This window comes from Bacillus sp. USDA818B3_A, assembly GCF_009928415.1.
In the GTDB taxonomy this organism is placed as follows: Bacteria; Bacillota; Bacilli; order Bacillales; family Cytobacillaceae; genus Neobacillus.
The window spans coordinates 20189-46532 of record NZ_JAABNN010000022.1 but is presented as its reverse complement, the minus strand read 5'-3'; the positions used below and the strand labels follow the sequence as shown (position 1 = coordinate 46532).

The 26344-nt window shown below is 41.0% G+C and carries 28 protein-coding genes; 13 read left to right on the top strand and 15 right to left on the bottom strand.

Annotation, left to right across the window (positions count from 1 at the left end; translation table 11 throughout):
- Positions 1-92 precede the first annotated feature (92 nt).
- Positions 93-1391 carry an NCS2 family permease gene (locus tag GXK58_RS22935; protein WP_160725517.1) on the top strand — a complete coding sequence of 433 codons (1299 nt, stop codon included), beginning with the start codon at positions 93-95 and terminating at the stop codon, positions 1389-1391.
- 189 nt (positions 1392-1580) lie between these two features.
- Here the strand turns inward: GXK58_RS22935 and GXK58_RS22930 are convergent, their stop codons facing one another.
- Positions 1581-2846, bottom strand: a complete 1266-nt coding sequence (locus tag GXK58_RS22930) for an MFS transporter (RefSeq protein ID WP_160725516.1) — start codon at positions 2844-2846, stop codon at positions 1581-1583.
- 328 nt (positions 2847-3174) lie between these two features.
- On the opposite strand from GXK58_RS22930, the gene GXK58_RS22925 reads away from it, so the two are divergent.
- Positions 3175-3681, top strand: coding sequence for an Lrp/AsnC family transcriptional regulator (locus GXK58_RS22925; protein WP_160725515.1), 507 nt, complete (start codon positions 3175-3177; stop codon positions 3679-3681).
- Positions 3678-4892, top strand: coding sequence for an aminotransferase (locus GXK58_RS22920; protein ID WP_160725514.1), 1215 nt, complete (start codon positions 3678-3680; stop codon positions 4890-4892). Before GXK58_RS22925 ends, GXK58_RS22920 begins: the two co-directional genes overlap by 4 nt.
- A 58-nt stretch (positions 4893-4950) precedes the next feature.
- On the opposite strand, the gene GXK58_RS22915 is transcribed toward GXK58_RS22920, so the two are convergent.
- From GXK58_RS22915 to galE, 3 genes are all read right to left on the bottom strand, one after another.
- Entirely contained in the window at positions 4951-5439 is a 489-nt protein-coding gene (locus GXK58_RS22915) for a hypothetical protein (protein WP_160725513.1), read from the bottom strand.
- 173 nt (positions 5440-5612) lie between these two features.
- Complete coding sequence (locus GXK58_RS22910; protein WP_160725512.1) at positions 5613-6089, bottom strand: GNAT family N-acetyltransferase; 477 nt, start codon at positions 6087-6089, stop codon at positions 5613-5615.
- A gap of 21 nt (positions 6090-6110) precedes the next feature.
- A complete protein-coding gene (gene galE, locus GXK58_RS22905; protein ID WP_160725511.1) occupies positions 6111-7124 on the bottom strand; it encodes a UDP-glucose 4-epimerase GalE in 1014 nt (337 codons plus the stop codon).
- Positions 7125-7303: 179 nt separating this feature from the next.
- Here galE and GXK58_RS22900 point away from each other — a divergent pair, with 179 nt between their 5' ends.
- The 3 genes from GXK58_RS22900 to GXK58_RS22890 all read left to right on the top strand — a co-directional run bounded on the left by GXK58_RS22900 (position 7304) and on the right by GXK58_RS22890 (position 9300).
- On the top strand, positions 7304-7774 hold the full coding sequence (locus GXK58_RS22900; protein ID WP_160725510.1) for a hypothetical protein: 471 nt from the start codon (positions 7304-7306) through the stop codon (positions 7772-7774).
- Positions 7774-8286, top strand: coding sequence for a hypothetical protein (locus GXK58_RS22895; protein ID WP_160725509.1), 513 nt, complete (start codon positions 7774-7776; stop codon positions 8284-8286). The genes GXK58_RS22900 and GXK58_RS22895 overlap by 1 nt, the downstream gene beginning before the upstream one ends.
- Before the next feature lie 108 nt (positions 8287-8394).
- A complete protein-coding gene (locus tag GXK58_RS22890) occupies positions 8395-9300 on the top strand; it encodes a DMT family transporter (protein WP_160725508.1) in 906 nt (301 codons plus the stop codon).
- Between the two features lie 141 nt (positions 9301-9441).
- Here the strand turns inward: GXK58_RS22890 and GXK58_RS22885 are convergent, their stop codons facing one another.
- The 3 genes from GXK58_RS22885 to GXK58_RS22875 form a co-directional block, all read right to left on the bottom strand.
- Positions 9442-12444, bottom strand: a complete 3003-nt coding sequence (locus GXK58_RS22885) for an EAL domain-containing protein (protein ID WP_160725507.1) — start codon at positions 12442-12444, stop codon at positions 9442-9444.
- 142 nt (positions 12445-12586) lie between these two features.
- Positions 12587-12802, bottom strand: coding sequence for a spore germination protein (locus GXK58_RS22880; RefSeq protein ID WP_160725506.1), 216 nt, complete (start codon positions 12800-12802; stop codon positions 12587-12589).
- A 108-nt stretch (positions 12803-12910) separates the two neighbouring features.
- Entirely contained in the window at positions 12911-13297 is a 387-nt protein-coding gene (locus GXK58_RS22875; RefSeq protein ID WP_160725505.1) for an FxsA family protein, read from the bottom strand.
- A gap of 89 nt (positions 13298-13386) precedes the next feature.
- Here GXK58_RS22875 and GXK58_RS22870 point away from each other — a divergent pair, with 89 nt between their 5' ends.
- From GXK58_RS22870 to GXK58_RS22855, 4 genes are all read left to right on the top strand, one after another.
- Positions 13387-13671, top strand: coding sequence for an HNH endonuclease (locus GXK58_RS22870; protein WP_160725504.1), 285 nt, complete (start codon positions 13387-13389; stop codon positions 13669-13671).
- A 69-nt stretch (positions 13672-13740) separates the two neighbouring features.
- Positions 13741-14220, top strand: a complete 480-nt coding sequence (locus tag GXK58_RS22865) for a glutathione peroxidase (RefSeq protein WP_160725503.1) — start codon at positions 13741-13743, stop codon at positions 14218-14220.
- A gap of 10 nt (positions 14221-14230) precedes the next feature.
- A complete protein-coding gene (locus GXK58_RS22860; protein WP_160725502.1) occupies positions 14231-14668 on the top strand; it encodes a MarR family winged helix-turn-helix transcriptional regulator in 438 nt (145 codons plus the stop codon).
- Between the two features lie 97 nt (positions 14669-14765).
- Positions 14766-15077 carry a hypothetical protein gene (locus GXK58_RS22855; protein WP_202171439.1) on the top strand — a complete coding sequence of 104 codons (312 nt, stop codon included), beginning with the start codon at positions 14766-14768 and terminating at the stop codon, positions 15075-15077.
- 180 nt (positions 15078-15257) lie between these two features.
- Here the strand turns inward: GXK58_RS22855 and GXK58_RS22850 are convergent, their stop codons facing one another.
- The gene (locus GXK58_RS22850; protein WP_160725501.1) at positions 15258-15422 is read right to left on the bottom strand and encodes an aspartyl-phosphate phosphatase Spo0E family protein; all 165 of its coding nucleotides are present in this window, start codon (positions 15420-15422) and stop codon (positions 15258-15260) included.
- Between the two features lie 380 nt (positions 15423-15802).
- On the opposite strand from GXK58_RS22850, the gene GXK58_RS22845 reads away from it, so the two are divergent.
- Together GXK58_RS22845 and GXK58_RS22840 are read left to right on the top strand one after the other, a co-directional pair.
- The gene (locus GXK58_RS22845; RefSeq protein WP_160725500.1) at positions 15803-15940 is read left to right on the top strand and encodes a hypothetical protein; all 138 of its coding nucleotides are present in this window, start codon (positions 15803-15805) and stop codon (positions 15938-15940) included.
- A 208-nt stretch (positions 15941-16148) separates the two neighbouring features.
- A complete protein-coding gene (locus GXK58_RS22840; protein WP_160725499.1) occupies positions 16149-16448 on the top strand; it encodes a c-type cytochrome in 300 nt (99 codons plus the stop codon).
- Positions 16449-16542: 94 nt separating this feature from the next.
- Here the strand turns inward: GXK58_RS22840 and GXK58_RS22835 are convergent, their stop codons facing one another.
- From GXK58_RS22835 to dapA, 6 genes are all read right to left on the bottom strand, one after another.
- Positions 16543-17238: a FadR/GntR family transcriptional regulator gene (locus tag GXK58_RS22835; protein WP_160725498.1), complete on the bottom strand. Its 696-nt coding sequence runs from the start codon at positions 17236-17238 to the stop codon at positions 16543-16545.
- A 143-nt stretch (positions 17239-17381) separates the two neighbouring features.
- On the bottom strand, positions 17382-18509 hold the full coding sequence (locus GXK58_RS22830) for a glycerate kinase (RefSeq protein ID WP_160725497.1): 1128 nt from the start codon (positions 18507-18509) through the stop codon (positions 17382-17384).
- A gap of 76 nt (positions 18510-18585) precedes the next feature.
- Positions 18586-19938, bottom strand: coding sequence for a glucarate dehydratase (gene gudD / locus GXK58_RS22825; RefSeq protein ID WP_160725496.1), 1353 nt, complete (start codon positions 19936-19938; stop codon positions 18586-18588).
- 100 nt (positions 19939-20038) lie between these two features.
- Positions 20039-20926: a 2-hydroxy-3-oxopropionate reductase gene (gene garR / locus GXK58_RS22820; RefSeq protein WP_160725495.1), complete on the bottom strand. Its 888-nt coding sequence runs from the start codon at positions 20924-20926 to the stop codon at positions 20039-20041.
- Between the two features lie 145 nt (positions 20927-21071).
- On the bottom strand, positions 21072-22397 hold the full coding sequence (locus tag GXK58_RS22815) for a gluconate:H+ symporter (protein ID WP_160725494.1): 1326 nt from the start codon (positions 22395-22397) through the stop codon (positions 21072-21074).
- A 25-nt stretch (positions 22398-22422) separates the two neighbouring features.
- A complete protein-coding gene (gene dapA, locus GXK58_RS22810; protein ID WP_160725493.1) occupies positions 22423-23319 on the bottom strand; it encodes a 4-hydroxy-tetrahydrodipicolinate synthase in 897 nt (298 codons plus the stop codon).
- A gap of 550 nt (positions 23320-23869) precedes the next feature.
- On the opposite strand from dapA, the gene GXK58_RS22805 reads away from it, so the two are divergent.
- Positions 23870-24913: a CdaR family transcriptional regulator gene (locus GXK58_RS22805; protein ID WP_160725492.1), complete on the top strand. Its 1044-nt coding sequence runs from the start codon at positions 23870-23872 to the stop codon at positions 24911-24913.
- A gap of 15 nt (positions 24914-24928) precedes the next feature.
- Here the strand turns inward: GXK58_RS22805 and GXK58_RS22800 are convergent, their stop codons facing one another.
- Positions 24929-26260, bottom strand: a complete 1332-nt coding sequence (locus tag GXK58_RS22800) for a hypothetical protein (protein ID WP_160725491.1) — start codon at positions 26258-26260, stop codon at positions 24929-24931.
- Positions 26261-26344 lie beyond the last annotated feature (84 nt).

Here is a 26344-nt window from a genome sequence, read left to right as displayed (position 1 = left end):
GGGAAAATAAAAATTAACTATTGAAAGTCACACTAAAAACGAATAATATATAAAAGTTGTTAAAAAATTGTTCGTATTTTGGAGGAATCCTGATGTTTAGATTGAAAGAAAACCATACAAATACCAAAACGGAATTGATGGCAGGGATTACAACCTTTTTTACCATGGTTTATATCGTTGTAGTAAATCCGGTTATTCTTGCAGATGCCGGTGTCCCCTTTGAACAGGTTTTTACTGCCACCATCATCGCGGCTTTGATTGGTACCCTTTGGATGGGGCTTTTCGCTAATTACCCAATTGCGATTGCGCCAGGAATGGGATTGAACGCCTACTTTGCCTATTCAGTTGTCGGCGGCCAGGGAATTACCTACCATACCGCTTTCGCCGCTGTATTCGTTGCAGGAATTATATTTGTCATCTTATCATTGACACCATTCCGAGAAAAATTGATTGAGTCGATACCAAATAATTTAAAATACGGAATTACGGCAGGAATTGGTCTGTTTATCGCGTTTATCGGTCTTCGTCAAACCAAAATCATTACGGCTCACCCTTCCAATCTTGTTGGTTTAGGTGACTTGCATTCTCCAGAGGCGCTATTAGCCATCGTTGGACTTGCGGTAACATTAATCTTAATGACTCTTAGAGTCAATGGAGCCTTGTTTTTTGGAATGATAATAACTGGAGTGATTGCATACTTTACGGGGCAGCTCTCCTTTGATAAAGGATTTATGTCGCTCCCATCCCTTCCGGAAGGACTTATGATTGGTAATCCTTTCACAGCCTTTGGAGATGTCATTCAACACGGTCTTTATGCCGTTGTCTTTTCTTTTATTTTGGTGACTATTTTTGATACCACTGGAACGATGATCGGGGTAGCAAACCAAGCAGGTTTAATGAAGAATGACAAACTCCCTCGTGCCCGTCAGGCACTGCTGTCCGATTCGATTGCGACAATGGTTGGATCGATCTTTGGGACAAGCCCGACAACAGCATTCATTGAATCAACTTCAGGGGTTGCCGCTGGAGGCCGTACTGGTTTAACCTCTGTAACGGTTGCAGCTTTGTTTGTCATTTCAGCTTTCTTTGGTCCGCTAGTAAGCAGCGTGTCGGGAATTGCCGCGATTACCTCACCTGCCCTAATTATTGTCGGCAGTTTAATGATGGGAAGTATCGCTAAAATTAACTGGAATGAATTAGATGAAGCCTTTCCGGCCTTCTTAACCGTTTTAAGTATGCCGCTGACTTCGAGTATCGCAACAGGGATTGCCCTAGGATTTATCAGTTTTCCACTATTGAAATTGGTTAAAGGAAAATGGCGTGAAGTTCACCCATTATTGTATGTATTTGCAGTATTGTTCTTTATTCAATTAGCATTTTTACAGCATTAACCCCAAAGCGGAAGCGCCTTGCACAGGGGCGACAGGTATAAGACAAGCCGGCGAGAAGGTTGTTTTTTAACCTTATTGTCGGCTTGGCTTATAACCCCGAGCCCCTAGGCGCTGTAGCTAGACGATAAAAAACGAAAGTTCCAAATAAAGAAAGAGGCAGGATTTCGAAGGTGAAATCCTGCCTCTTTTTTAAACCGTTACTTCACTATGCTGTTCAGCCTCTTGGTGATGTTCTTTTACAAGTATTCCGCCAATCAGCCCAATCAGCGAGAAAATAACGGGAATTAAAAACCCATAATGATAACCTGTACTTGCAGGAGATGCCTGAAAATGGTCTAATACCTTCCCAAAAACACTTGGCAGGAGCACCGCACTTAAAAAGCCCCCCGTATTGGCAAATCCAGATACCACACCGACTTCCTTGATATCAAATGATTTTCGAACCACTGCAAACGTTAAAGAACTGGAGCCATTTCCGTAACCAATCAGTAAAAAGATGATGATAAGCATGTAGTATGGCGGTTTTCCAGTATAAAATAAGACTAGCCAGCTGATAAAAGCAATAACATGAACGACAACAAATGGACGTTTAATAGAATCGAACCTGCTAGAAATCCAGCTTGTCAGCGGCGCACCGACTAGCGCACCAATCAGACCAATCATAACCAGCTGGCTGGATTGTGAACGTGTCATATCATACACATGCATTCCATAGGGAACAGCCCATGAACCGATAAATCCGACATACGTGCCAACAAGTCCAAAATGGCAGAAGAAAGCAGCCCATGCCTGCCGGCTTGAAAAAATTCTTCTTAGTACGACCATTGTTTTTTCACGCGGTTTCTTTTGTTTATTTTTAACTGATTGATGCCCGAATAACTGCTTGGACTTTCTCTCTAGAACAAAGTAAAGCAGCACAGCACTTAGAACCAAAAAGATTCCCGTTATAAAAAATGGCGTCCGCCAGCCCGCAAAGGATATCCATGCTGAAAAAGGAACGGTAGCTAACAGAAAACCGAAGCTTCCGGCCATTCCCGCGATACCGAGTAATCCGACAAATTCCTTAACCCGAAACCATTGGCTTAAGATTAGAACTAAATTCACCCAAATCGTTGCATCTCCCAAACCTGCCAATAATCTTGCAAAAAGAAGAAAATATTCATTGGGTGCCAGGCTATAAATTAAGGTTCCGATTCCGTTCAGTAAGGCACCGATAATAAGGAAGAAATTCGGTCCATAGCGATCCGACAAAATGCCGATAGGAACCTGGAAGCCTGCATAGGCTAAGAATTGTATGCTTGTCATCAATCCTATTGTCGCAGCCGTTAAATGAAAATCTTTCATCAACTGGTCAGTAATTAAGCCAGGAGCTGTCCGCTGGCTGACAATTAAAAAATAGGCGAACAAGACCGAGACAAAAACGATCCACCTGAACTTGCTAGTTTGTTTTTCCATTATGCTCTCTACTCCCGTTGCGTTAATCTATTTCCTATTATACTCCAATAATTTGATAAGATTTTACTAAATGTAGCTTGATAACGTTTGCAATGTAAAAATAATGATTTAGTCTTATAGAAATTGTCATTTTCTTTATTTTCTTAACCGTTTTTCTTCCAGAAAACCCTGTCAGATTACTATTTCATATTAGATTTTTCTCTAAAGCAGACACTCTTCCAAATCTTACTTTCTGAAAAATACAAAATATTTATCAACTTCACGTGACAGAGAACGTAAATAGGATTACAATCATCATTAAGCAAAAGAAGTTGAGGAGGATATCCACATGCAGCTTAGCAATGAGGAACTTGAAATTTTAAAAATTATTGAAGAAAATCATAAATTACCTGTCGAATCGATCGCGCTTATGGCAATGTGCAGTCAAGAAACCGTAAAATCCACCATCGAAAAATTAGAACAAGCACAAATTATCATGAGCTACCCAACCTTAATCGATTGGAGCAAAGTCGAAGGCCAGGAAAACGTCATCGCGATGATCGATGTCAAAGTGACACCAAAACGCGGTGTCGGCTTTGATGAGGTTGCCCAGCGAATTAGCCGATTCCCAGAGGTGTCATCGCTTTACCTAATGTCCGGTGCATACGACCTGTCGATCACCGTCGAAGGAAAATCGATGATTCAAATCTCTCAATTTGTTTCTGAAAAGTTATCGACGATCGAAAATGTCATTTCTACCACCACCCATTTCATGTTAAAAAAATACAAACATGATGGAGTTATTTTTCATGATGGGACGGATGACAAAGACCGCAGGATGGTGGTTACACCATGAGGCACGAGCTTGACCACTATCTTTCCCAAACCGCCAAAGAACTGCAGCCTTCGGGGATAAGAAAGTTTTTCGACCTTGCCGCAAGCATGGAAGGAGTCATTTCACTCGGTGTCGGTGAACCGGATTTCACCACCCCGTGGAGCATTCGCGAAGCAACGATTTTATCACTTGAACAAGGCTACACCTCTTATACAGCTAACGCAGGTCTGCTTGAATTGCGGGAAGAAATCACCAACTACTTAGATACGAGATTTGGCGTTCACTATAATCCGAAAAATCAAGTCATCGTTACAATTGGAGCAAGCCAAGGGATTGATCTCGCCTTTCGTGCCATTCTAAACCAAGGCGATGAGGTCTTAATAGTTGAACCTGCCTTCGTTTCCTATGGACCGCTCGTGGCGATCGCAGGCGGGAAACCAGTCCCGGTTTCTACGTCTCCAGAAAACGGATTTAAAGTAACACCAGAGCAGATTGAGGCTGCCATTACACCAAGAACAAAAGCGATCCTTTTGTGCTCACCAAACAATCCGACCGGAAGTATGCTTACCAAGAAGGAACTTGTCGAAATCGCCGAAGTCATTCGTAAGCATGACCTGCTTGTGGTCTCAGATGAGATTTACGCCGAACTTTCCTATGATGAAGAGTTTTGCAGTGTGCCAGCGATCAAAGGCATGTATGAGCGTACCATTCTAATTAATGGTTTTTCCAAAGGATTTGCCATGACCGGCTGGCGTTTAGGTTTCCTTGCCGGACCTGAGGAATTAGTCGGAGTGATGTTAAAAATCCACCAATATACTACCATGTGTGCACCGCATATGCTTCAACATGGCGCGATTGAGGCTCTTCGTAATACTTATGATGAAGTCATATCCATGCGCAACAGCTATCGGCGCAGACGAAATTACATGGTGCAGACACTGAATCAGATGGGCCTCGATTGTCACAATCCTGGCGGCGCTTTTTATGTATTTCCATCCATTCGTGCAACCGGCTTAAGCTCTGAACAATTTGCCGAGGAACTCTTAATGCAGGAAAAAGTGGCTGTCGTGCCGGGTCATGTTTTTGGAGAAAGTGGTGAAGGCTATATTCGCTGCAGTTACGCTGCCTCCATGGAACATCTCCAGGAAGCACTGAAACGAATTCAGCGCTTTATCGCGTCAAAAGGCGTTTACGCTGCTGAGGCACGAGAGAACAAAGTAGAAGTAGAATAAGACAAAGCTGACGAGCCAAAGGCAAAAGCAGATGACGTAATCAACACGTCATCTGCTTTTATTTATCTTGGGTATTTTGACAAACCGTTTTTTGTTTTCTTAGCGGTTCAATAACTAAGAACTGATAAAAGTAATTAACAATCGCTACCACAACACTTAGAAAAAAGAGCTGCTTGCGGCTCATTTTTACCATTTTATATATTCCTAATTTTTCTGCTATGGTGCTTATAGGATAAGCAAATAAGTAGTCAGCAAAAATATTAGTCAAAAGATAAAGCCAGAATCTTTTGTACGTTAATTTGAAAATCCATAAGTTTAGGATCGTAAATGGACCAAATACAAATGATACATCGGTTGCCAACTTTGGGAAAATTGGATTTTTCACTTTCCACCATTTAAATTCCCTGGATAGCTCGCTTATTAACGCAATAAGCAAGTCACTAAAGACAATCGTAGGCAAGAAGCGAATGAAGGAAGATTTACCAAACTTAAATAAGGATAACCAAGGCAGAATGAGCAATAGATACATTTTCCACTTTTGTTTCATTATAGTCCCCCAACATTTCAAATATATATGGTATGCATGTTATAAGTCCTGAAATCTAATTCATTCGTATTTTTACCTGTAAGACTCTTTACTATCCGTTTCGTTTTTATGGATCCTTTTTAAGTCATATAAAACAAAGAAAACCCGCCACTTATTCTGTGGCGGGTTTTGCTTCAAAGGGTTAAACCCTTTGAAGATATTTCTAACTTCATAAATACACTATTGGGATCTTCCGTATAATAGGCAAACGGCTCACAATATTGAAAGCCAAAACTAACATACAGATCCCTTGCAGGCATAAAAGCATCCATAGACCCTGTTTCCAGACTCAAACGCCGATAGCCGCGCAGCTTGGCCTCATCGATTATGTGCTGCAACATCCGTCTAGCGACACCCTTCCTCAGGTGATGCGAAGAGGTGCGCATTGACTTGATCTCCCCATGCATCCGGTCAAGCTCTTTCAACGCCCCGCATCCAAGTAAATCCGAATCGTCCCAAGCACTCCAAAAAGTAACCCCTGGAGCACACAGCTTTTCAATTCCTAGCGCGTGGATACTCTCAGGCGGAGAATGCAATGTCATACTGTGTAAATGCTCGCGAATCAATTCCCTTACTTCCGGTCCGGAAAGATCATCTAATTTTATCAGCATAAAACGCCACCTGCCAGCTTACTAATCCTCATACCCATTCGGATTATTCTTCTGCCATCTCCATGAGTCTTCACACATCTGCTCAATTCCCTTAGCAGCCGTCCAGCCCAGCTCATTTTTTGCCTTTGATGGGTCAGCGTAGCAAACAGCCACATCTCCCGGTCTGCGATCAACAATTTTATAAGGGATATCAACTCCAGCAGCCTTTTCAAAAGCTTGGACAATCTGAAGTACACTATAACCCGTACCCGTTCCAAGATTATATGCCTCCACACCAGTGGCAGGCAGAATTTTTTCAAGTGCCTTCAAATGACCATTAGCCAAATCGACCACATGAATATAATCGCGGACACCTGTGCCATCGACTGTTGGATAATCATTGCCAAAAACCTGCAATTGCTTCAATTTTCCAACGGCCACCTGAGTAATGAAAGGCATTAAATTATTCGGGATTCCATTTGGATCTTCGCCTATTCGTCCGCTTTCGTGGGCACCAATTGGATTGAAATAACGTAATAGTGCAATGCTCCACTCTTGATCGGACACATATAAATCCCTTAATATTTCTTCAATCATTAATTTCGTACGGCCATAGGGGTTTGTCGCACTAAGTGGGAAATCCTCAGAAATCGGCACACGCTCAGGCATTCCGTACACGGTCGCAGAGGAACTGAAGACAAGGTTCTTCACGCCATATTGCTTCATCACATCACAAAGAATCAGGGTTCCCGTAATGTTATTATGATAATAGTGAAGCGGGATTGAAACCGATTCACCCACCGCCTTTAAACCAGCAAAATGGATAACGGCTTCTATTTTGTTTTCCGCAAATACCTTCTCAAGGCCTGCCCGGTCCAGCAAGTCCACTTCATAAAAAGCAACATCCTTACCCGTGATCTCTTTTACACGTTGTAAGGATTCTGGTTTACTGTTGGAATAATTATCCACGACGATAATCTCGTGACCTGCCTGTAATAACTCGATACAGGTATGGCTGCCGATATAGCCGGCTCCGCCTGTTACTAATATTGCCATAAAAATCTCTCCTTTGTTTTGGTCCTTTACCTTTTGTAAACTACATCTATAGTACCAAAAATGTTGTCAAATAAATACAAATACTTAAAAAAGAAATGCGGAACTTTTTCTCCCCTTTGTGAAAAAGTTAGCAAAAGTTCGGACATAATAAATGAAAATGTCGAATAAAGGGGAACTTTATGTCTTTAACCATTTATTCCACCATCAGTCTGCTTGCCGTGATTTATTGTACAGTAAGGCCAAAGATTCTAAACACCATCGAGTTGATGATGATATTTCTTTTAGTTATGTATTTAGATAGCAATATGATGGACATTTTGATGCTAAATTATAAAAGGATTGTCTTAGGTACTACAAATTCTGCCCGGTTTACTTTTTACCTTACGTTTATCGTTTTATATCCGTTAATTATTGCCTGTAGTATGGATCATATCAGGAAAGTCCAAATTAAGTTTATAAAAGTCCTTATTATACTTGCAGCGGTGTTTTCCATCGTTGGATTGGAACAAGGGTTAAAATTATCAAAGGTACTAACCTATAATCACTGGCATTGGTCCTATGATTTGATACAATGGCTGTGTATTTATTTGATCACTTACTACCTTCATTCTCTTTTTCGAAAATTAGTCTTAAAGGAGTTGAAGCACTAATGCTGCTGCCTAATCAATTTGATGCAAACGAATGGTTCATTACCCTCTCGCTGATTCTTACTTATCTTTTGATCATCAAACTTCCCAAAAGATTTCCGCGCACAATTACCTTGATGCTCCTGCTCTTCGGAATGGGCTATGTTCAAGTCGTCGACCACATTTTAGCCGGTATAAGCTATAATACCTATGATATCAATGACTATGCAGAGTATGAGTTGTTCGATTGGATTGGCTGGTTTATCTACCCACCTTTTGGCTATTTTTTTATTTACTGCCTCGATAAGTGGTCACTTCACGGCAGGCAGCTCTTTTGGTATATTTTCGGCTGGTCATTAATCGCCATGGTGGTTGAATGGATTAGTCTGAAATTTCATATGTTCACCTATTATGGCTGGAAATTCACCTACTCCTACCCCGTCTATCTTCTCACCTTATGCCTTTATCTGTTGTTCTTCCTTTATATAAGGAGTACGTTTAATAGTTTAAAAAAATTAAGAAAGCCGGTTGAGTAAAAAACCGGCTTATAATATGGTTACTTTTTGGAAAGTCGTTGAGAGGTTAAAGAAACACGAGTATAATAGGAAGAGTTTGAACTTTAGTTATCTATATAGGAGGAGCTCATGAAACAGGAAGGTTCTAGATCCTTTGCCCTGCCGCTGACAATTTCGATCATTGCGATCTCGTTTTCGGCTATTTTTGTAAAATGGTCTGACGCTCCGGCCTCGATTCTCAGCATGTACCGGATGTGGTTTGCCAGTATCTTAATGCTGCCAATCGTATGGAAAAAGCGTCAAGAATTTAATAAGTTTGTAAAAAAAGATTGGACTTTATTATTTTTTTCCGGCCTTTTTTTAGCTTTTCATTTTGTTCTTTGGTTTGGTTCATTAAAATTAACGACGGTTGCAAGCTCCACGATTATCCTTGCGCTTCAACCGATCGTGTCATTAGTGGGCGGATTCTTTTTATATAAAGAACGCACGACCCTTTCGGCCTTAATGACGATGGGCATTGCGATTATTGGTGCCATGATGATTGGCTGGGGTGACTTTGGGTTAAGCAAGGGAGCGATCATGGGAGACATTCTCTCCTTTTTAAGTGTTATTTCTGTTGTTGGTTACCTCTTAATCGGTCAGTCGACGGTTAAATCTGTTTCCCATTGGCTGTACAGTTTCTGCGTCTTTCTCTCAGCAGCAGTGGTGCTTACCATCTATAATCTTTCGGCAGGTATTGCTGTAATGGGTTATCCCGCTAAAGAATGGGGGATTTTCCTTTTGCTTGCGACTGTTCCGACAGTGAGCCATGTCATAAATAATTGGCTATTAAACTATGTCAATGCAACTACGATTTCGATGAGTATCTTAGGGGAACCCGTTGGTGCGACAATTTTAGCTTTCTTTTTGTTGCATGAAAATCTAGCAGGTTGGCAAATCGTTGGCGGTCTGCTCGTTTTACTTGGGGTCTTTTTCTTTTTGACTCAAAAGCAAAAGCCTATACCACAAGCAATTAAGGAAGAAACATATAATTAACACAAAGACCCCTTTTTCAAGGGGTTTTTGAATACAGCTGAAGCTTAGTTATCTCACTCTTACTGATATATTTGTTAGACTTCCTCCAGAGCTCAAAAAAAGAAGGAGACCAGATTAGAAAGTCTTCTTCTTTTATAAAGGTTATAATAGTAAACGATGATGACTCTCAGAATGGACCCCTGTTCCAATCTGCCATGCCAATGCTTCAGCTTTCTTCATGTCGGTGATATCCCTTGCCACACCGATAATATGCTTAACTTCTCCATCCTTATCCAATATAGGGGTCAACATGGACTTAAATAACTTGTAAGTGCCATCCTTGCCAGACATGTTAAATTCAAGATGATATGACTGCTTTTTCTTTGAGATTACATTTATAATAGCTGGAAAATCAGCTTGATCTCCTGGCGCTAAATCAGCAACAAACGTCCTGCCTTCATAATAACTAGATGGAAGTCCGAGAATGGTGCTATGGGAAGGAGAAGCATAGATTACTTTTCCTGTCGTATCAAAAATCGTAATTAAATCAGTCATATTTTCGGCCATTAATCGATACATTTCCCGGCTTTCGCGCAGTGCCTTTTCGGTTATTTTTAATGAAGAGATGTCTATGCAAGAAACAATCACCTCGACTACTTTTCCGTATCTTTTAATCGGACTTAAAGCAGCCAAATAATGAACCCCATTGACTTCAGCTTCATAGGATAAATTCTGTTCGCCGTCCCATGCTCTTTTGTATATTTTAGCTTTCTCTATCGCGTGTTTCAACGGAATAATTTCATCTAATTGCTTACCTACTATTCTATCCTTTGTTATACCCATCTTATATAAAAGGCTGCCCTCACACCACGTATGAATAAACTGGCCGTCGATTTCTTTAAATTTCAACGTCAATCCCTGCTGACCGCTTAAGGTATCCTGTAATTCCTGTCTGGCAATGCGATAGGATTCCTCTGCCCACATTTGTTCATTGACGTCCTGTGAAATACCGAATTCCAAAACAAGCCGTTCAATCCCGTTCCATGCTTCAGGCAATTTTTCAGCAGAAAGGGCGTTACTAAAGAAATAACCTTGTCCCTCATCACAAAGATGCTGCTGCAAAAAGACTAATTGCTCCCTAGTCTCAATCCCCTCAGCCACCACTTTCAATTGGAGATGGTGTGCCATAGAGATAATCGTTTTTACAATGGTGTCGTCATTAGTATTATTTAGTAGTTCCCGCACGAAAGACTGATCAATCTTTAAGGTATCCACCGGAAACTGTTTTAAATAATTCAACGAACTAAAACCCGTTCCGAAATCATCAATACTAATAGAAACACCCAGTTTTTTCAATTCGTGCAAAGTAGAAATCGTATGTTCAATATCAATAGTCATACTTTCTGTAATCTCAAGTTCTAAATATTGCGGATCCAACCCAGTTTCCTTTAGGACTTTTTCAATTGTTGAAACGATTCCTGGATGAGAGAACTGAAGGGCGGATAGATTAACGGAAATCACCAATGGAGGATATCCCTTTTCCTGCCAGGATTTATTTTGGGTACACGCCTGCCTTAAAACCCATTCTCCAATTGAAATGATTAGACCCGATTCCTCTGCAATCGGAATAAATTTGGAGGGTGCAACTATCCCCCAATCGACGTGATTCCAGCGAATCAATGCTTCTACACCGAACATTTTTCCTGTTCTTAAATTCACTTTTGGTTGATAATACAGGTAAAAATCTTTCTGTTTGATCGCTTTATGAAGTTCCATTTCCATTGTCAATGGATTGAAATCTCCTTGGTACTTGATGCAAGAGTAAAAACGATAGGTCTTTTTCCCTGCCTTTTTGGCCTGATACATAGCAAAATCTGCATGTTTAATCAGTGCCTCGACCGTTTCACCATCTTCCCGGGCTAAACTGATTCCAATGCTTGGAGAGGAAAAAACTTCGGTTGCATTTAATTTAAACGGCGTGGACAGCGCATCGATGATTTGATTAGCTACAGCAGCAGCCTTTTCCCTGTCCGCATCTTTTAAAATAACAATAAACTCATCACCGCCTTGTCTAAAAATTAAATCCTTATCGGTGAGTGAATTTTTTAACCGGTCAGCCACCTTTTTTAGAAGCTGATCCCCCATGGAGTGCCCGAGCGTGTCATTGATAATCTTGAACCGGTCAAGATCGATAAATAAAACGGCAATATCCTTTACTGCCATACATCCGTTAGAGAGAATGGATTCTAACATATTCCGATTTGGCAGCCCGGTCAAATAATCATGAAAGGCCAGATGCTTAATCATTTCCTGGCTCTTTATTTGCCCTGTAATATCTTTAGCAATCCCATATACTCCGACGATTTGTCCATCGACAATAATCGGAATGGTCGTCGTATCCAAATTAATAATTTCTCCTGTTTTCCGGATGAGACGAAATTTATTGTTCTGCTGGCTTCCCCCATCCTGAATCGTTAAATGAAAAATTCTTACCGTCTCAGCAAGATCTTCCTCATAAATCAGTTCCGAAAAATTCTTATCCATCAGTTCTTCAGGGCTATAACCAGAAACGGTTTCACAAATCCTGTTGGCACTTGTAAAATTCCCTGTTAAATCCAGGGAGTAAACAGCATCAGAGTGGTAATCAAATAAGGATTTATAACGCTGTTCGTTTATTTTTAATTGTCCCAGAAGGCTCTTTTTTTCGGTGACATCGTTTCCAACTGCCATCAGTGCAGGGCTCCCATTAAACATAATATTGGCCCCAACTGATTCGACAAAGATATTTCTTCCATCCAATGTCTGAAATTGATATTCTCGAATCGCCACGGCCTCATTTTTCGATAGTTTTTTTAGGTAGAAAATCAATTCGTCCCGGCTGTCCACATGAATGAGATCAAATATACTTTTTCCAAGCAGTTCATCTTCACTTACCGCACCGAACATATGCATCGCAGCCGGATTGGAATAAATAATTTTATATTTTTGAAAGACTAAAATAGCCTTAGGCGAAACTTCAACTAAACTGCGATAGCGGTGCTCACTTTCAATTAATTCCCGTTCTGTTTGCTTCCGCATGGTTACACCACTGGCAACTGCCATCATTATTTTTATGGCTATAATCAAAAGAAGAACGATGAATAAAATAACAAGTGCGTTTACCAAGATGGTCCCCCCACAATACATTTCTAAAGTAACTTTTCTTTAATTTACTATAGCAATTTATTGTTCAAACCTCACTGTAAAATTATTTCCACATAGGAAAAAGGGCACGTGTATTTGGTCCGTGCCCTTTTCCCTAAATATATTACATATCTTGAGCAATCGGCTGGTCAATGACATCGGTATCAACGGTGTTGGTTGTACTGCACCCGCTGATTGTTGTCACATGTGCACCAGTATTGGAAGACCCTGCACCAAAAACGGTTTTAGAAACACTTTTCGGAGATACAAACAGCGCCCCTCCAAATTGTACGACCCCTCCGCTTACGGTATCAATCTTGACGGGCGGATTAAATGACATAGTAAACATCCTTCCTGAACAATTTCCTATTTTACTTTATGCCCGCCAAGAGTTTCGTGTGTATTTTTCAGACATTCTTTTCTTTTTGTCCCAATGGTGCAACCTTTTTTATTTAATAATCTTCCGGCCGCTCGGATGGATCCGCTTTTTAAACAAATACATAATTATTAGCTTAAATAACTTCCTTGTCGGGGGAAAAAGCATGAGAAAGCCAATAATGTCAGTTATAAAACCGGGGGTTAGTAAAAGGGTCCCCCCAATTAAGATACAAACCCCATCCAAAAGCGCATCACCGGGAAGCTGGCCGCGGCTTAAACTTTCTTGGACCCTCCGAATCGTTTGCAGCCCTTCTCTCTTCGCTAAATAAGCCCCAATGACCCCAGTTAGTAAGATCATAAGCAGGGTAGGCCAAAAGCCAATCGTCTTTCCAGATAAAAGCAAAAACCCAATGTCTGCTGCTGGGATCACAATGATTGCCAAAAATAAATAACGCATCGAATGCTCCTTCCTATATCAATCCAAACCGGAATTCCCATACCACTTCTTGTTAATAATAGTACCAAAATAACGGGAGGGAAAAAACTATGGGGATTTGTGAACTTTGCGGACGGCAGCAGGTCGAGACAACGGTCCATCATCTGCTGCCAAAAGAAATGGGCGGGACATTTGGAGCAACCGCGAATTTGTGCATTCCCTGTCACAAACAAATTCACGCCCTCTATACGAATGAAGAAATTGCTGCACGGCTATCCACCCTGCCTGAACTTCGAGCAGATGAAAAGCTGGCAAGTTTTATCAAGTGGATTCGCAAACAGCCTGCTACTAAATTGATGAAAATTAAAAAGTCCAAAGAACGAAGACGAAGATAATTGCAATATCTATTTCAGTCGTGTACGATTAAGTTGTGTACGATTAATTTTGATTTGGGAGGGAAAAACATGACAACTGTTTATGACTTTACTGTAGGAATGCCCAATGGGGAAAAGAAGTCATTGAAAGAATATGAAGGAAAACCATTAATTATTGTCAATACTGCCAGTAAATGTGGATTTACACCTCAATTTAAGGGGCTTCAAAGCTTATATGAAAAATATAAAGACGAAGGCCTTGAGATTTTAGGATTCCCCTGCGACCAATTTAACAATCAAGAATTTGCTGATATCGACGAAACGACTCAATTTTGCCAATTAAACTACGGGGTATCTTTCCCGATGTTTGCCAAGATTGATGTGAATGGAGAAAAGGCAGATCCTTTATTTACCTTTTTAAAGGACCAGAAAAAAGGGCTTCTCTCAAGAAATATTAAATGGAATTTCACAAAGTTTCTGGTCGATGCGAATGGCCAAGTCGTCGAGCGTTATGCACCAACAGTGGATCCAAGCAAAATGGAACAGGATGTAAAGAAATTATTTTCTTAAAGGTGATCATTTGAAAGACTTCTTCACGTTAGATAATCAACTTTGCTTCGCCATCTATGAAACGGCAAGTGAATTTACGAAACTATATACAAATGTACTTCAATCATTTGGGTTAACCTATCCGCAGTACTTAGTCCTATTAGCATTATGGGAACAGGATGGTGTTACGGTAAAGGTTTTAGGTGAGAGATTAAATCTTGGCACAGGGACCTTAACCCCGATGATTACAAGGATGGAAGGCAACGGCTGGCTTCGTAAGGAACGCTCCACCAAGGATGAACGAAAAGTGTATATTTTTTTAGAAAAGAAGGCATTAGAGGGTAAGCCTTTGATTACGCAAAAGGTCAGTGAAAAAATTGAGACCTGTCACATTGAGTTAAACGAGTATGAGCAGCTGATGGAGCAATTAAACATATTACAGCATAAGCTGCGGCAGCCAAATTCCTAAAGGATTCGCCCATTCACTGGACATCTATCATGCATACATTACAGGTAGTAAGATTCTATTCTTACTTTTGTATAAAGAGAAAAGGAGATGTATGCACATGTTTGGAGGATTCGGCGGAGGACATGGTCATGGTGGTCATGGTCACGGAGGCCACGGAGGCCACGGAGGTCACGGAGGCCACGGTGGTTATCATCATGGACATTATCATGGGGGCGGCTATGGTGGATATGGCGGCTACGGCGGTTTTGGTTCCCCATTTATCGGTGGATTACTCGGCGGGTTAACCGCAGGAGCCTTAACTACTGCCGCAGGCGGTTATGGCTATCCATACCCTGCACCATACCCTTATTATGGCGGCTATCCGGGCTATGGCGGTTACCCAGGTTATGGCGGTTACCCATATTATTAATTGATAATAAATTGTGTGGTCCTAAGGTCGAGGACAACGCGCTAACAAATGTAGAAAAAAAGGCCGGCTCGCAATATAACCATTGCAAGCCGGTCTTTTTTTAGTTTTGAAAAATTACGATTCACCTTTATCTGTCAATCCCCTGATGTTGGGAAAATATCTTCATATCTATGTAAACAATCATGCTGTTAGTTCTTCTATTAAACCCATTTGCAGGTTGATTAATCGATCAAGTCTCTCACTGAGTCTTACGGTTTCAGCTGATGTAAACCCCTTAGAGAGCCCCACTGATATCATTTTTAATCGTAGATTTTCAATTTGGATAAATAAGTCTTCATTTGTCATTATCGATAACCCCTTAATATTAAAAACTCCCTGTGACATTAGTTTACTAATTGTAAGCGAATTCAAGGAACTAGTTTCTCTCATCAAATATCGACAGACTTTGAGACCAAGCCTTTGATTCATTACATGACACTTCACTATTCATGCTCTGACCCTAAAATCCGTCACAGAAATCCTCGGATTTTGGCGAACTTGGGAAAAAACTTTTAATCTATTAAATTTGGCTTTGCTAGAGTGGTGCCTGTCACCATTTTTACGCTTTTGACAATGTTTATAGTTATCCTACGCCAAAGAGCCGGTTATTTGGTTGGTTTTCGTCATATTGTAGCGAATAATGGAATATAGATATATCACTCAATAAATATAAGGGTGGTATGGTGATGGAAACAGAAACAGTGCTTTATGACGGGAAAGTTTTTATTGTAATCTATAAATATAGTTCGGGATATTGGGAAATAAAAGAAAAGAGCAACAGATTCAATATCCAGCTGGTGCATAAGTCAGAAGTTCAACCATAGACCAAAGACCGTTACCTGTTTGGGTGACGGTCTTTTTTAAGGGATTTTTTTCCATTTATCACACTTTTAAATACTTACGAGTGTCCCTTTCCCCACTCAACCCAATTGTACGAAAACTTTCATGTTTTAATCCCTATTCCCATCTTTATACACTTTATAATCTTGTTAGGAACCTTTTTTACTATTTTAAATGATGGAGGATTTATATATGAAAAAGCTCTTGGCAGTGACAGGGGTATCTCTTCTATTGTTAGCAGGTTGTTCATCGAGCGGCGATGATAAGCAGGAAGCAATGAATGGGGAAACACTCTATGGAAATAAATGTTTAGCGTGTCATGGGGAGAATTTAAAAGGTGCTGTGGGACCGTCCGTATTAAATATGAGCAGTAAATACTCAGAAGACGAACTATTTAAAATGATCACCGAGGGTACTGACAAAATGCCTGGCCACCTTCTAACAGATGAAGAATCCAGAATCGTCACGAAGTGGTTACTGGCGAAAAAATAAGTACCCATATGAACACTGTGTAAATACCAATAAAGGTGTCAGGCACCATGTGAATTCTTCACATGGTGCCTGACACCTTTAATAACACCTTTAACTATTTAATGTCCTTTAGGACTTTTTGGCGGACGTAGTCAAGGTGGAGGTACATCTGGTGGAAGGCTTCGAATGGGTCGCGCTTTGCGAGTGCTTCGTAGATGGCGGTATGATGGCGGACCGTTCTTTCAGGTTCACGGACCTTAATTTCACTATTAATCTTCACATGCGTCACAATTAACGAGTCAATCATCCCCTCGACAATCGGATTATTGGCACTCATTGCAATAATCCGGTGAAACTCAATATCCGCTTCTCCATAGTTACCGTCTTTACAATTAGCAATAAAATCAATCGTACTTTTAAGTCTTGCGAGTTCTTCCTCACTGATTTTTTCCGCAGCCATCGTAATCAGCCCCAGCTCCAACGCCATCCGCGCTTCTACCATCGCCTGCAAATTATCATGCGCTAATGCCAGCATCACCGAAAAAGGGTGACTTGAGATCTTATTATTAAAAAAAGTCCCTTCCCTTGTTTTTCGATTAATAACCCCCAGAGATTCCAGCGAACTAAGCGCTTCACGAAGGACTGGACGGCTGACATCTAAACTCCCTATTAACTCCATTTCGGTCGGCAGTCTGTCCCCGGGTTTTAATTGACCGCTAACCAATAGCTGGACAATACTTTCCATAACCTGTTTTGATAACGTATTTCGACTAACTGTTTCCACATTTATTTTCTTCGAAGGATCTTTCATCTCAAGGCTCCTTAGATACATTCTTATATACACTCTTCCATTATTACCTTTAATACCCAAAGGTTCAAGCGGATATATTTTGACATTTTCCTTCGGCTCCTATAAAAAGAGCTGCCAAGAGAAACTTGGCAGCATCATCAAAGTTATATCTTTAATAGGCGGCAGATATTTTCTGCAGCGAACTCAATATTTGTTTCACCATCTTTTAGCGCATCCTCCAAAGAGGTTACCCCTGTTAAAATACCAACAATCGCAGTAAACCCATTATCATACAATGGCTCCACACCTTTTCCAATTCGGCCGGCAAAAGCAATCACTGGAATCGAATACTTTTGAGCAACTGTCGCTACCCCATACGGAGTCTTACCAAAAAGTGTCTGCCCGTCAATACTGCCCTCACCTGTAAACACATAATCAGCAACTTGAACAAACGATTCAAGACCTGTATACTCGATTACTAAATCAACGCCTTTTTTCAGCTCAGCGTTTAAAAAGGCCATCAGACCAGCACCAAGACCGCCTGCCGCCCCGGCTCCTTCCGTATGAGCAATATCTTTACCCAATTGCACTTTCATTACTTCAGCATAATGCGCCAAATTTTGGTCCAGAGTCTTTACGATTTCAGGAGTGGCACCCTTTTGTGGACCAAATATAGCAGAGGCCCCGTTTTCACCTATTAAAGGATTGGTCACATCACAGGCTACATCAATTTTTACATCTTTGATTCTTTCATCTAAGCCGCTCAAATCAATGGTATGCAGTCGGTCCAAGGCACCGCCGCCAAATGGCAGTTCTTCCCCATTTTCATTTTTAAATGAAACACCTAGTGCCTGAAGCATTCCTGCCCCGCCATCATTTGTCGCACTTCCGCCAATTCCGATTAAAAATCGGCTGACTCCTTTATCTAAAGCATGTTTAATTAATTGTCCTGTTCCATAAGTAGTCGTTAATAATGGATCCCGCTCTTCCGGTTTAAGTAATTCCAGCCCACTCGCACTTGCCATTTCAATAACAGCGGTTTGCCCTTCTCCTAATAGACCGTATTCTGCAACGACCTTTTCACCAAGCGGACCAAGCACCTCGGTCTTTATGATTTCCCCATTTGTCATACTCACGAGGGATTCAACTGTACCTTCCCCGCCGTCAGCCATAGGAACGATCACACATTCTGCATCAGGAAAAACTTTTCGGATTCCTCTTTCCATAGCAAGGGCAGCATTTTTCGCCGTCATGCTTTCTTTGAACGAATCAGGCGCTAGCACAAACTTCATAATAATCTGTCCTTTACGGTTATTGTTATTTATAAGATTAGGGTGACCAAGCAGTCACCCTAATTGTGTCTAATGATTAACGTACTAGGCAAGGACGCTTGTTATCGAACTTCCAGCCTGGAATGTAAGCTTGCATACCAACTGAATCATCGCGAGAATTTAGTCCCATGTTGTTATATAATTCATGAGCCCTCAAGATCTGATCCATATCCACTTCAACACCCAAACCTGGCTTATCAGGAATGCTTAAGTGGCCATCAACAATTTGGTAAGGATCCTTTGTTAAGCGTTCAATGCCTTCCTGCCAGATCCAGTGAGTATCAATTGCTGTGATTTCACCAGGAGCCGCAGCAGCAACATGTGTAAACATCGCTAGTGAAATATCAAAGTGGTTGTTAGAGTGAGAGCCCCAAGTTAAGCCCCAATCATTACACATTTGCGCCACGCGTACAGAACCTTGCATCGTCCAGAAGTGCGGGTCAGCAAGCGGGATATCCACTGATTGAAGAGAAATCGTATGACCCATTTGTCGCCAGTCAGTTGCAATCATGTTAGTTGCAGTAGGAAGACCTGTTTGTCTTCTGAACTCAGCCATTACTTCACGGCCAGAAAAGCCATTTTCCGCACCACATGGATCCTCCGCATAAGCTAGAACTCCATGTAAATCTTTGCAAAGCTCAACCGCTTCTTTCAATGACCAAGCACCATTTGGGTCAAGGGTAATTCTTGCATCAGGGAATCTTTCTTTCAACGCTCTAATTGCTTTAACTTCTTCTTTACCTTCTAACACGCCGCCTTTAAGTTTGAAGTCTTTGAAGCCATAAAGAGCTTGTGATGCTTCAGCTAGACGTACAACTGCTTCCGGTGTTAACGCTTCTTCGTGGCGGATACGGTACCATTCCACATCAGAATCAGGATTGCTGTAATAAGGCATATCAGTCCGGTTGCGGTCGCCCACATAGAATAGGTATCCAAGTGTTTTTACTTTATCACGCTGCTGGCCTTCACCAAGTAGAGCGGCAACAGGAACATTTAAGTGCTTTCCTAACAGGTCAAGTAATGCTGCTTCAATGGCTGTAACAGCATGGATCGTAATACGTAAGTCAAATGTTTGCAATCCACGGCCAGCAGAATCACGGCCAGCAAATTCTTGTCTTACCTTATTTAAGATATTGTTATAATTACCGATGGAAGAACCGACTACAATCGCTCTTGCATCTTCAAGGGTTTTACGGATGCCTTCGCCGCCAGGTACTTCACCAACACCAACATTACCGTTGCTGTCCTTTAAGATGACAATATTTCTTGTAAAATAAGCACCGTGTGCGCCGCTAAGGTTCATTAACATACTGTCGCGGCCGGCAACCGGATATACTTCCATTTCTGTGACAACTGGAGTTGCGTTAGTTACTTTCTCAACTGTATTCATGTGGATGATCTCCAATCATAATGGTTTAGTTTGTTTAAAGGAGAGAACGGACAATCCTATTATCACGTTCTCTATAATGTTTTTAAAAAATAACTTTGGATTAACGTGAAATTTCTACGTTAGCTAATTTTTCATAGTATTTTAATAGGCTGCTGTGGTCATCGAATTCATGTCCGTCTTCTTTCAATGCATACATCATTTCAAGAACAGCTGCAGTTAACGGAGCTGGAGCACCGAACTCGTGGCTCGTTTCCATTGCGTTTGTTAAATCTTTAATGTGTAAATTGATACGGAAACCAGGGTTGAAGTTACGGTCTAACATCATCGGTGCTTTTGCATCTAGAACGGTACTTCCTGCTAAACCGCCGCGGATTGCTTGGTATACAGCTTCTGGGTTTACACCAGCTTTTTGAGCTAAAACAAATGCTTCCGATACAGCTGCGATGTTTAGGGCAACAATTACTTGGTTAGCAAGCTTTGTTACGTTACCTGCACCGATTTCACCAACATGGACAACAGAACCAGCCATTGCTTCTAGTACATCTTTCACTTCTTCAAATACTTCTATCTTACCGCCAACCATAACAGAGATGGTTCCATCGATTGCCTTTGGCTCTCCGCCGCTGACAGGAGCATCTAGCATGTCAACGCCTTTTTCTACTAATACACGATTAATTTCTTGTGAAGCAGCAGGTGCAATTGAGCTCATATCGATGAAGATTAATCCTTCGCGTGCACCTTCGATCAATCCGTTTTCTCCTAGTGCAACAGCCTTAACGTTTGGAGAGTTTGGAAGCATCGTGATCACGATATCTGCTTTTTCTGCAATCGCTTTTGGAGTTGTTTCTACTTCTGCACCTAATTGTGCAAGTTCATTTACTGCGTCTTTATTAAAATCACTAACGATTAACTGATATCCAGCTTTGATCAAGTTCTTACTCATCGGTTTACCCATAATTCCTAGTCCGATAAATCCAATTTTCTTCATTATTCATTCACTCCTACAAGTTTTTTTTATTAAAAGAGTAGAAACTCTCTTATAGATAATTTTGAAACCATGGCGGGCAGCAAATTCCCAAGTGAATGGGACATGATTTATGGATTTACTGCCCGGTTGACTCAAAAGAACTTTATTAACCTACAATCATATTTAAAAGTAATACACCGATCAAACCAATGACGGCAAGTGCGGTTGTATAAGTGGTTCTTATTTTTAATGCTTCAGGTACCGATAAATTGAGGTATTCCTTAAACATCCAGAATCCTGGGTCGGTTACGTGAGAGAAAGCAATACTTCCGCATGTAACAGCAAGTGTCATTAATTCCATTGGGATTCCTGAGCTTTGAGCGATAGGAAGTACAACCCCTGAAGCAGTCATAACGGCAACCGTTGCAGAACCAAGCGCAATACGTAAGAGAGCAGCGATAATCCATGCAAGTATGATTGGAGACATGTTCCAGCCAGATGTGATATCCTTGATGTAATCGGCAATTCCCCCATCAACAAGCACTTGCTTAAAGGCACCGCCTGCACCAATTACCAAAATGATCATGGCCATTGGCTTAACCGCATTGGAACAAGATTGCATTACATCTTTTAGTGGACGGCCGATTTTTGGTCCAAGCAGCCACATAGAGATTAATAGAGCGATTAATAGTGCCATTTCTGACGAACCAAAGAAATCCATTGCGTGTCTAAATTTGTTGCCTTCTGGTAGAAATACAGTCGAGAAAGCATCAATTGCCATAAGGATTACTGGAATAAGAGCAACGAAAAGACTTGATCCAAAGGATGGCATTTCTTCTTCTTTAAACGTTTTGTTCGTAACAATCCCTTCAGGAATGGCTGGATTAATTTTTTTAATAAATGGTAATCTAGTCCAAGTAAGGGCGATAAAAGTAGCCGCAGGTATGGCAATGATTAAACCGTATAAAAGCGTTAGTCCCATGTCAGCATGGAAGACGTCAGCAACTGCTGCTGGTCCAGGGTGCGGCGGAAGAAAACTGTGACAAGTGGATAACCCGACTGACATTGGTAAAGCAACCCATAATAGATTTAACTTTGTTTGACGAGCAATAACAAATACTAGTGGAATCAATAAGACAAACGCTACTTCAAAGAACATTGTGATACCAAGAACAAAGGCAGCAATTAAGATTGAAATTTGAATACGTTTAATCCCCATTTTGTCTACTAAACTAGTGGCAATACGCTGTGCTGCACCGGCATCAGCCATAACGGTTCCAAGCATCGCACCGATACCAACAATAAGGGCCGTGCCGCCCAGTTGGCCGCCAAGACCATCACCAATGGTTTCCCAAATTTGATCCAATGGCATTCCGACAAGCAAACCGACAAATATAGAAGTTAAAAGAAGTGCAATGAAACCGTTCATTTTAAGCGGAATCATTAAAACTAGTAAAAGGACAACTGCTAAGGCAACATACAATAATGGCATGTTATTTCTTCCTTCCCTTAGGAAATTAATAAATTTGGTAGAGTTCTAAATCCTTTAAAACATTTTCTAATAGTTTCTTGCTTTCTGGATTCATTTCTGCTGCAGGACCAAATGCATAACCAACATCGATTCCTACCATTCTTAATCCTTCTTTTAACACAACAGGGAATGTTGCTTTGTCCACTGCCAGGCGTAATGGAGCAAGTTTAAACTGCAGTTCTAGTGATTTCTGATAGTCGCCAGCCACAAATGTGTTGTAAATATCAGAAACTAATTTAGGAGCAATATTTCCTGTGCTGGCAATCGCACCAGTGGCTCCATGACATAGACCTGCATAAATGAGTGTGTCACGTCCAAGTAATACGGAGAATGACTCTCGATTGGTTACCCGCAGGTACTCAGCTGTTTTTGTCATATCGCCGCTTGAGTCTTTAATTCCGATAATATTGTCAACCTTACTAAGTTCTTCGCAAGTCTTCACATCAATCTTCACCTGGGTACGAGCTTCATTACCATAAAGGATAACTGGTAGATTAGTAGACTTGGCGATTGCCTTAAAGTGATCAGCTAACTCAGTTTGTGTTGGTGACATGAAATATGGAGTTAGGACAGATAGCGCTGCCACACCGCCAATTTTCTCAACCATTTGAGCTGTTTGAATACAGTCTCTCGTAGTGATTTCACTAGCCCCACAATAAACAGGAACTCTTCCAGCAGTGTGCTCCACTGTTACTTCTACGACACGGCGTTTTTGCTCCGGTGTTAATCCGTAAATTTCACCGCTCGATCCCAGGATAAACAATCCATGGACACCACCCGCAATGGTGTAATCGATTACTTTTCGCAGTGCATCTTCCATCAATTGACCGTTTTTATCTAATGGTGTGACTAGTGCGGGGATGACCCCTTTTGGCTGAAACATGGTTAAACTCCTCCTACCTTTTAAAATCCTTGCCTTGGACAAGAAGGTTATAAAAATAATGCATTTGTGAATCTCTTCACATATTTTATTTCTATAAAAGATTATCACTTCTTACGACTTCCACTATTTCAAACTTCGTAATCATAATAACCTATATCCGTTAAAAAATATGTGATTGGTATGACAAATTAATGACATGTAATGATTCATTTTTTTATTTCGTGAATCACTTCACATATCTATCGTAAACGGTTTCTGCAAAAATATCTTCGTTCAGTTTGATAAATTTCTTCTAGTTGTTTTTAGTCATTTGACCAAAAAGCTATTTAGTTTTATAATCCTTTGTTAGTCAAGTGACTATTTTTTGACGTTTTATCGTCCAAATTTAAAACTTTTTGTTTATTTCTAGTAACCGTTTACATTTTCATTGTATAATTGTCTTACAAATAAATCATCATTCAAACAACTAATTATTAATATAGTTTTTTGGGCAAATAAACAACATTTACAAATAAGACTTATATAACCGGATGGACGGAGGGAGAAATGGATGAAAATCAATCAAATTCTTGCACAAGAGATTGCAGATAAAGTAATGAACGTCATTCCCTATAATGTAAATATCATGGATGAGATCGGCTTAATTATTGGCTCAGGTGATCAAAATAGAATTGGCACCTACCATCAAGGGGCCGTTTCCGCCATTGAACAAGGCACCATCGTTTCTATTTACCAATCAGAGGGTGCCTCTAAGCCAGGGGTCAACATCCCGATCCATTTTCGGGATAGAATCATTGGCGTAATTGGAATCTCGGGCGGCCCCAACATTGTCGGACCATTTGCAGAACTAGTCCGCGTGACCGCTGAACTATTAATCAATCAAGAATTTATGTTTAGAGAACGCCGGATTCAAGAACAAATGAAGGAAGAATTTTTATATCAATGGGTTTTTCGTAAGGAGGCATATGATACCTCCATTATCAATAATGGGGAAGCACTTGGAATTAAGCTGACGATTGAGCGAAAAGCCATTGTAGTAAAAGGCCGCCTTCCAAAGGACCCCTATTTAATGGAGCAGGAATACTATTTCCGCCTTAACCAGAACAGCATGCTTTATGTGGTTCCAAGTGAGAGTGATCTCGTAAAGAGAATTGAGGCTTTACATTCAGCCAATGAGGTCAAAATCGGAATCGGCGGCTGCTATACACTTGTGTCTAAATCAGTTGAAGAGGCTAGACGTGCGATTGAAATAGCCGAACGAATGGAGCTCCCGCAAACGCTTTGTCAGTATCAGGAATTAAAATTTATTGATTATTTGACAAATAAGGATATCTCCTTTGAAGAAATCACTACATTTTTTAAGGAGCTTGATGAAAATCCAAAAGGGCAGGAATTAATTGAGACGCTGATTTGTTATATCAATAACAGCGGCGACATGAATGCAATCTCGAAGGAACTCCATATTCATCGAAACAGTCTAGCCTACCGCTTGCAAAGAATTGAGGTCCTCACCAACAAAAATCCAAAAAACTTTATGGACCTGTTTCAGTTATTCACCGGATATATTTTATACAAAATGAAAAAACAGCCCTAGAAGGCTGTTTTTTTACTAACCGATAAAGGAAATGATCGCGATCCCGATGAGGGCAAGAATGGACAAATGCAGTCCATTGGCACGAAGACCCGTTTGGACGCCGGAAATCCCTGCAAATCGGCTCACCATCAGATTGAGACCTGAAAAAGGACTGAGGGCGGTAGAAATGGACCAAGTAAGAAGCAGAAGTAAAGCTAAGCCAAGATTACTCATCCCTAATTCAGCAGGATTTAATTGCATCGCCAAGGCCCCGACGGCAGCGATTTGGTGGATGCCAATATAGGTGATACTTAAGACAATGGCCATAATAGCTAAAGCAAACAAGAGGAACGACTGTTGGGCCAAAGATTCAAGGAATGTACTAACCCCATTTGCAGCGTCAGTGCCCTTCATCGCAAACGCCAGCATCCCTGCACTCATAAACAGCATAATCTCATTATTCATCATTGGTACGGTCCGATCACGGAAGTCTTTTAATGGCGCGGCCATTCGCTTCCAATCCTTAGACACGATGCCATATATAGCTGGAACCAGAATCGACATCAAGCATACGATCACAATCATGGACCAGTGAGTAAAATTCTCCACTGCGAGACAGGTACTCATTAAAATGACCACAAATAATGCAAGTTTGATGATCTGCTGGCGGTTGCCCTTTTTGATTGCTGCCACAGGTGTTGATGCTTCTGTCAGCGGATGCCGTTTTTCCCAAAGGGCAAACAAAATATTGCCGACGACTAAAGACAATAACGATAGGCCTATTCCATATAAAATATACTCTTTGAACGAGATATTGAGATAATGCAGCACAAGTGATACAGACGCAAAGTACGGCGACCACATAACGGCAGTAGAAAACCCAACTAGATAGCTTTTTGCCGACATCGCAGAAGGCAGCTTAACTTCCTCAAGGAATTCATTGAGAATCCGTACGGACCCCAGGTTTAGGACCGGGGCTAAAAGAAAGAGCGTACCCGTAATTCCAGCATATAATTTTTTCGGCTGAGACATAAGATTTCGGAGTAATACGGCGATAGATTGAAAGTAACCGCTGAGCCTTAAAGGAATGGAAAGCAGCGGTGCAAGTGTCAGCAGGCAAATCAAGGGCAGAATTAGAAAGAGCCCTTCGCTGATTCCTTCAACCCCTGTCCCTTTTCTCCATTCGATGACGATTCCAGCAGTCATCATGATGATACCAAGCCAGCGCGGAAACCGATCGGCTTTGAAAGCACTTCCTAAAAAGGCCAATAAAGAAAGTCCTACTACAATAAATTCAAGCCATTGCCACTCCACAAAATATTGGATTAAAAATAAAGCGCACATTCCCAATATGAGATAACTTCGCATGCTGCACCTCTCCTGCTTAAGAACTTTATAGTTTGATATAGTCATGCTTTATAGTAATCCCAGAAAAATGACAATACAAGATAT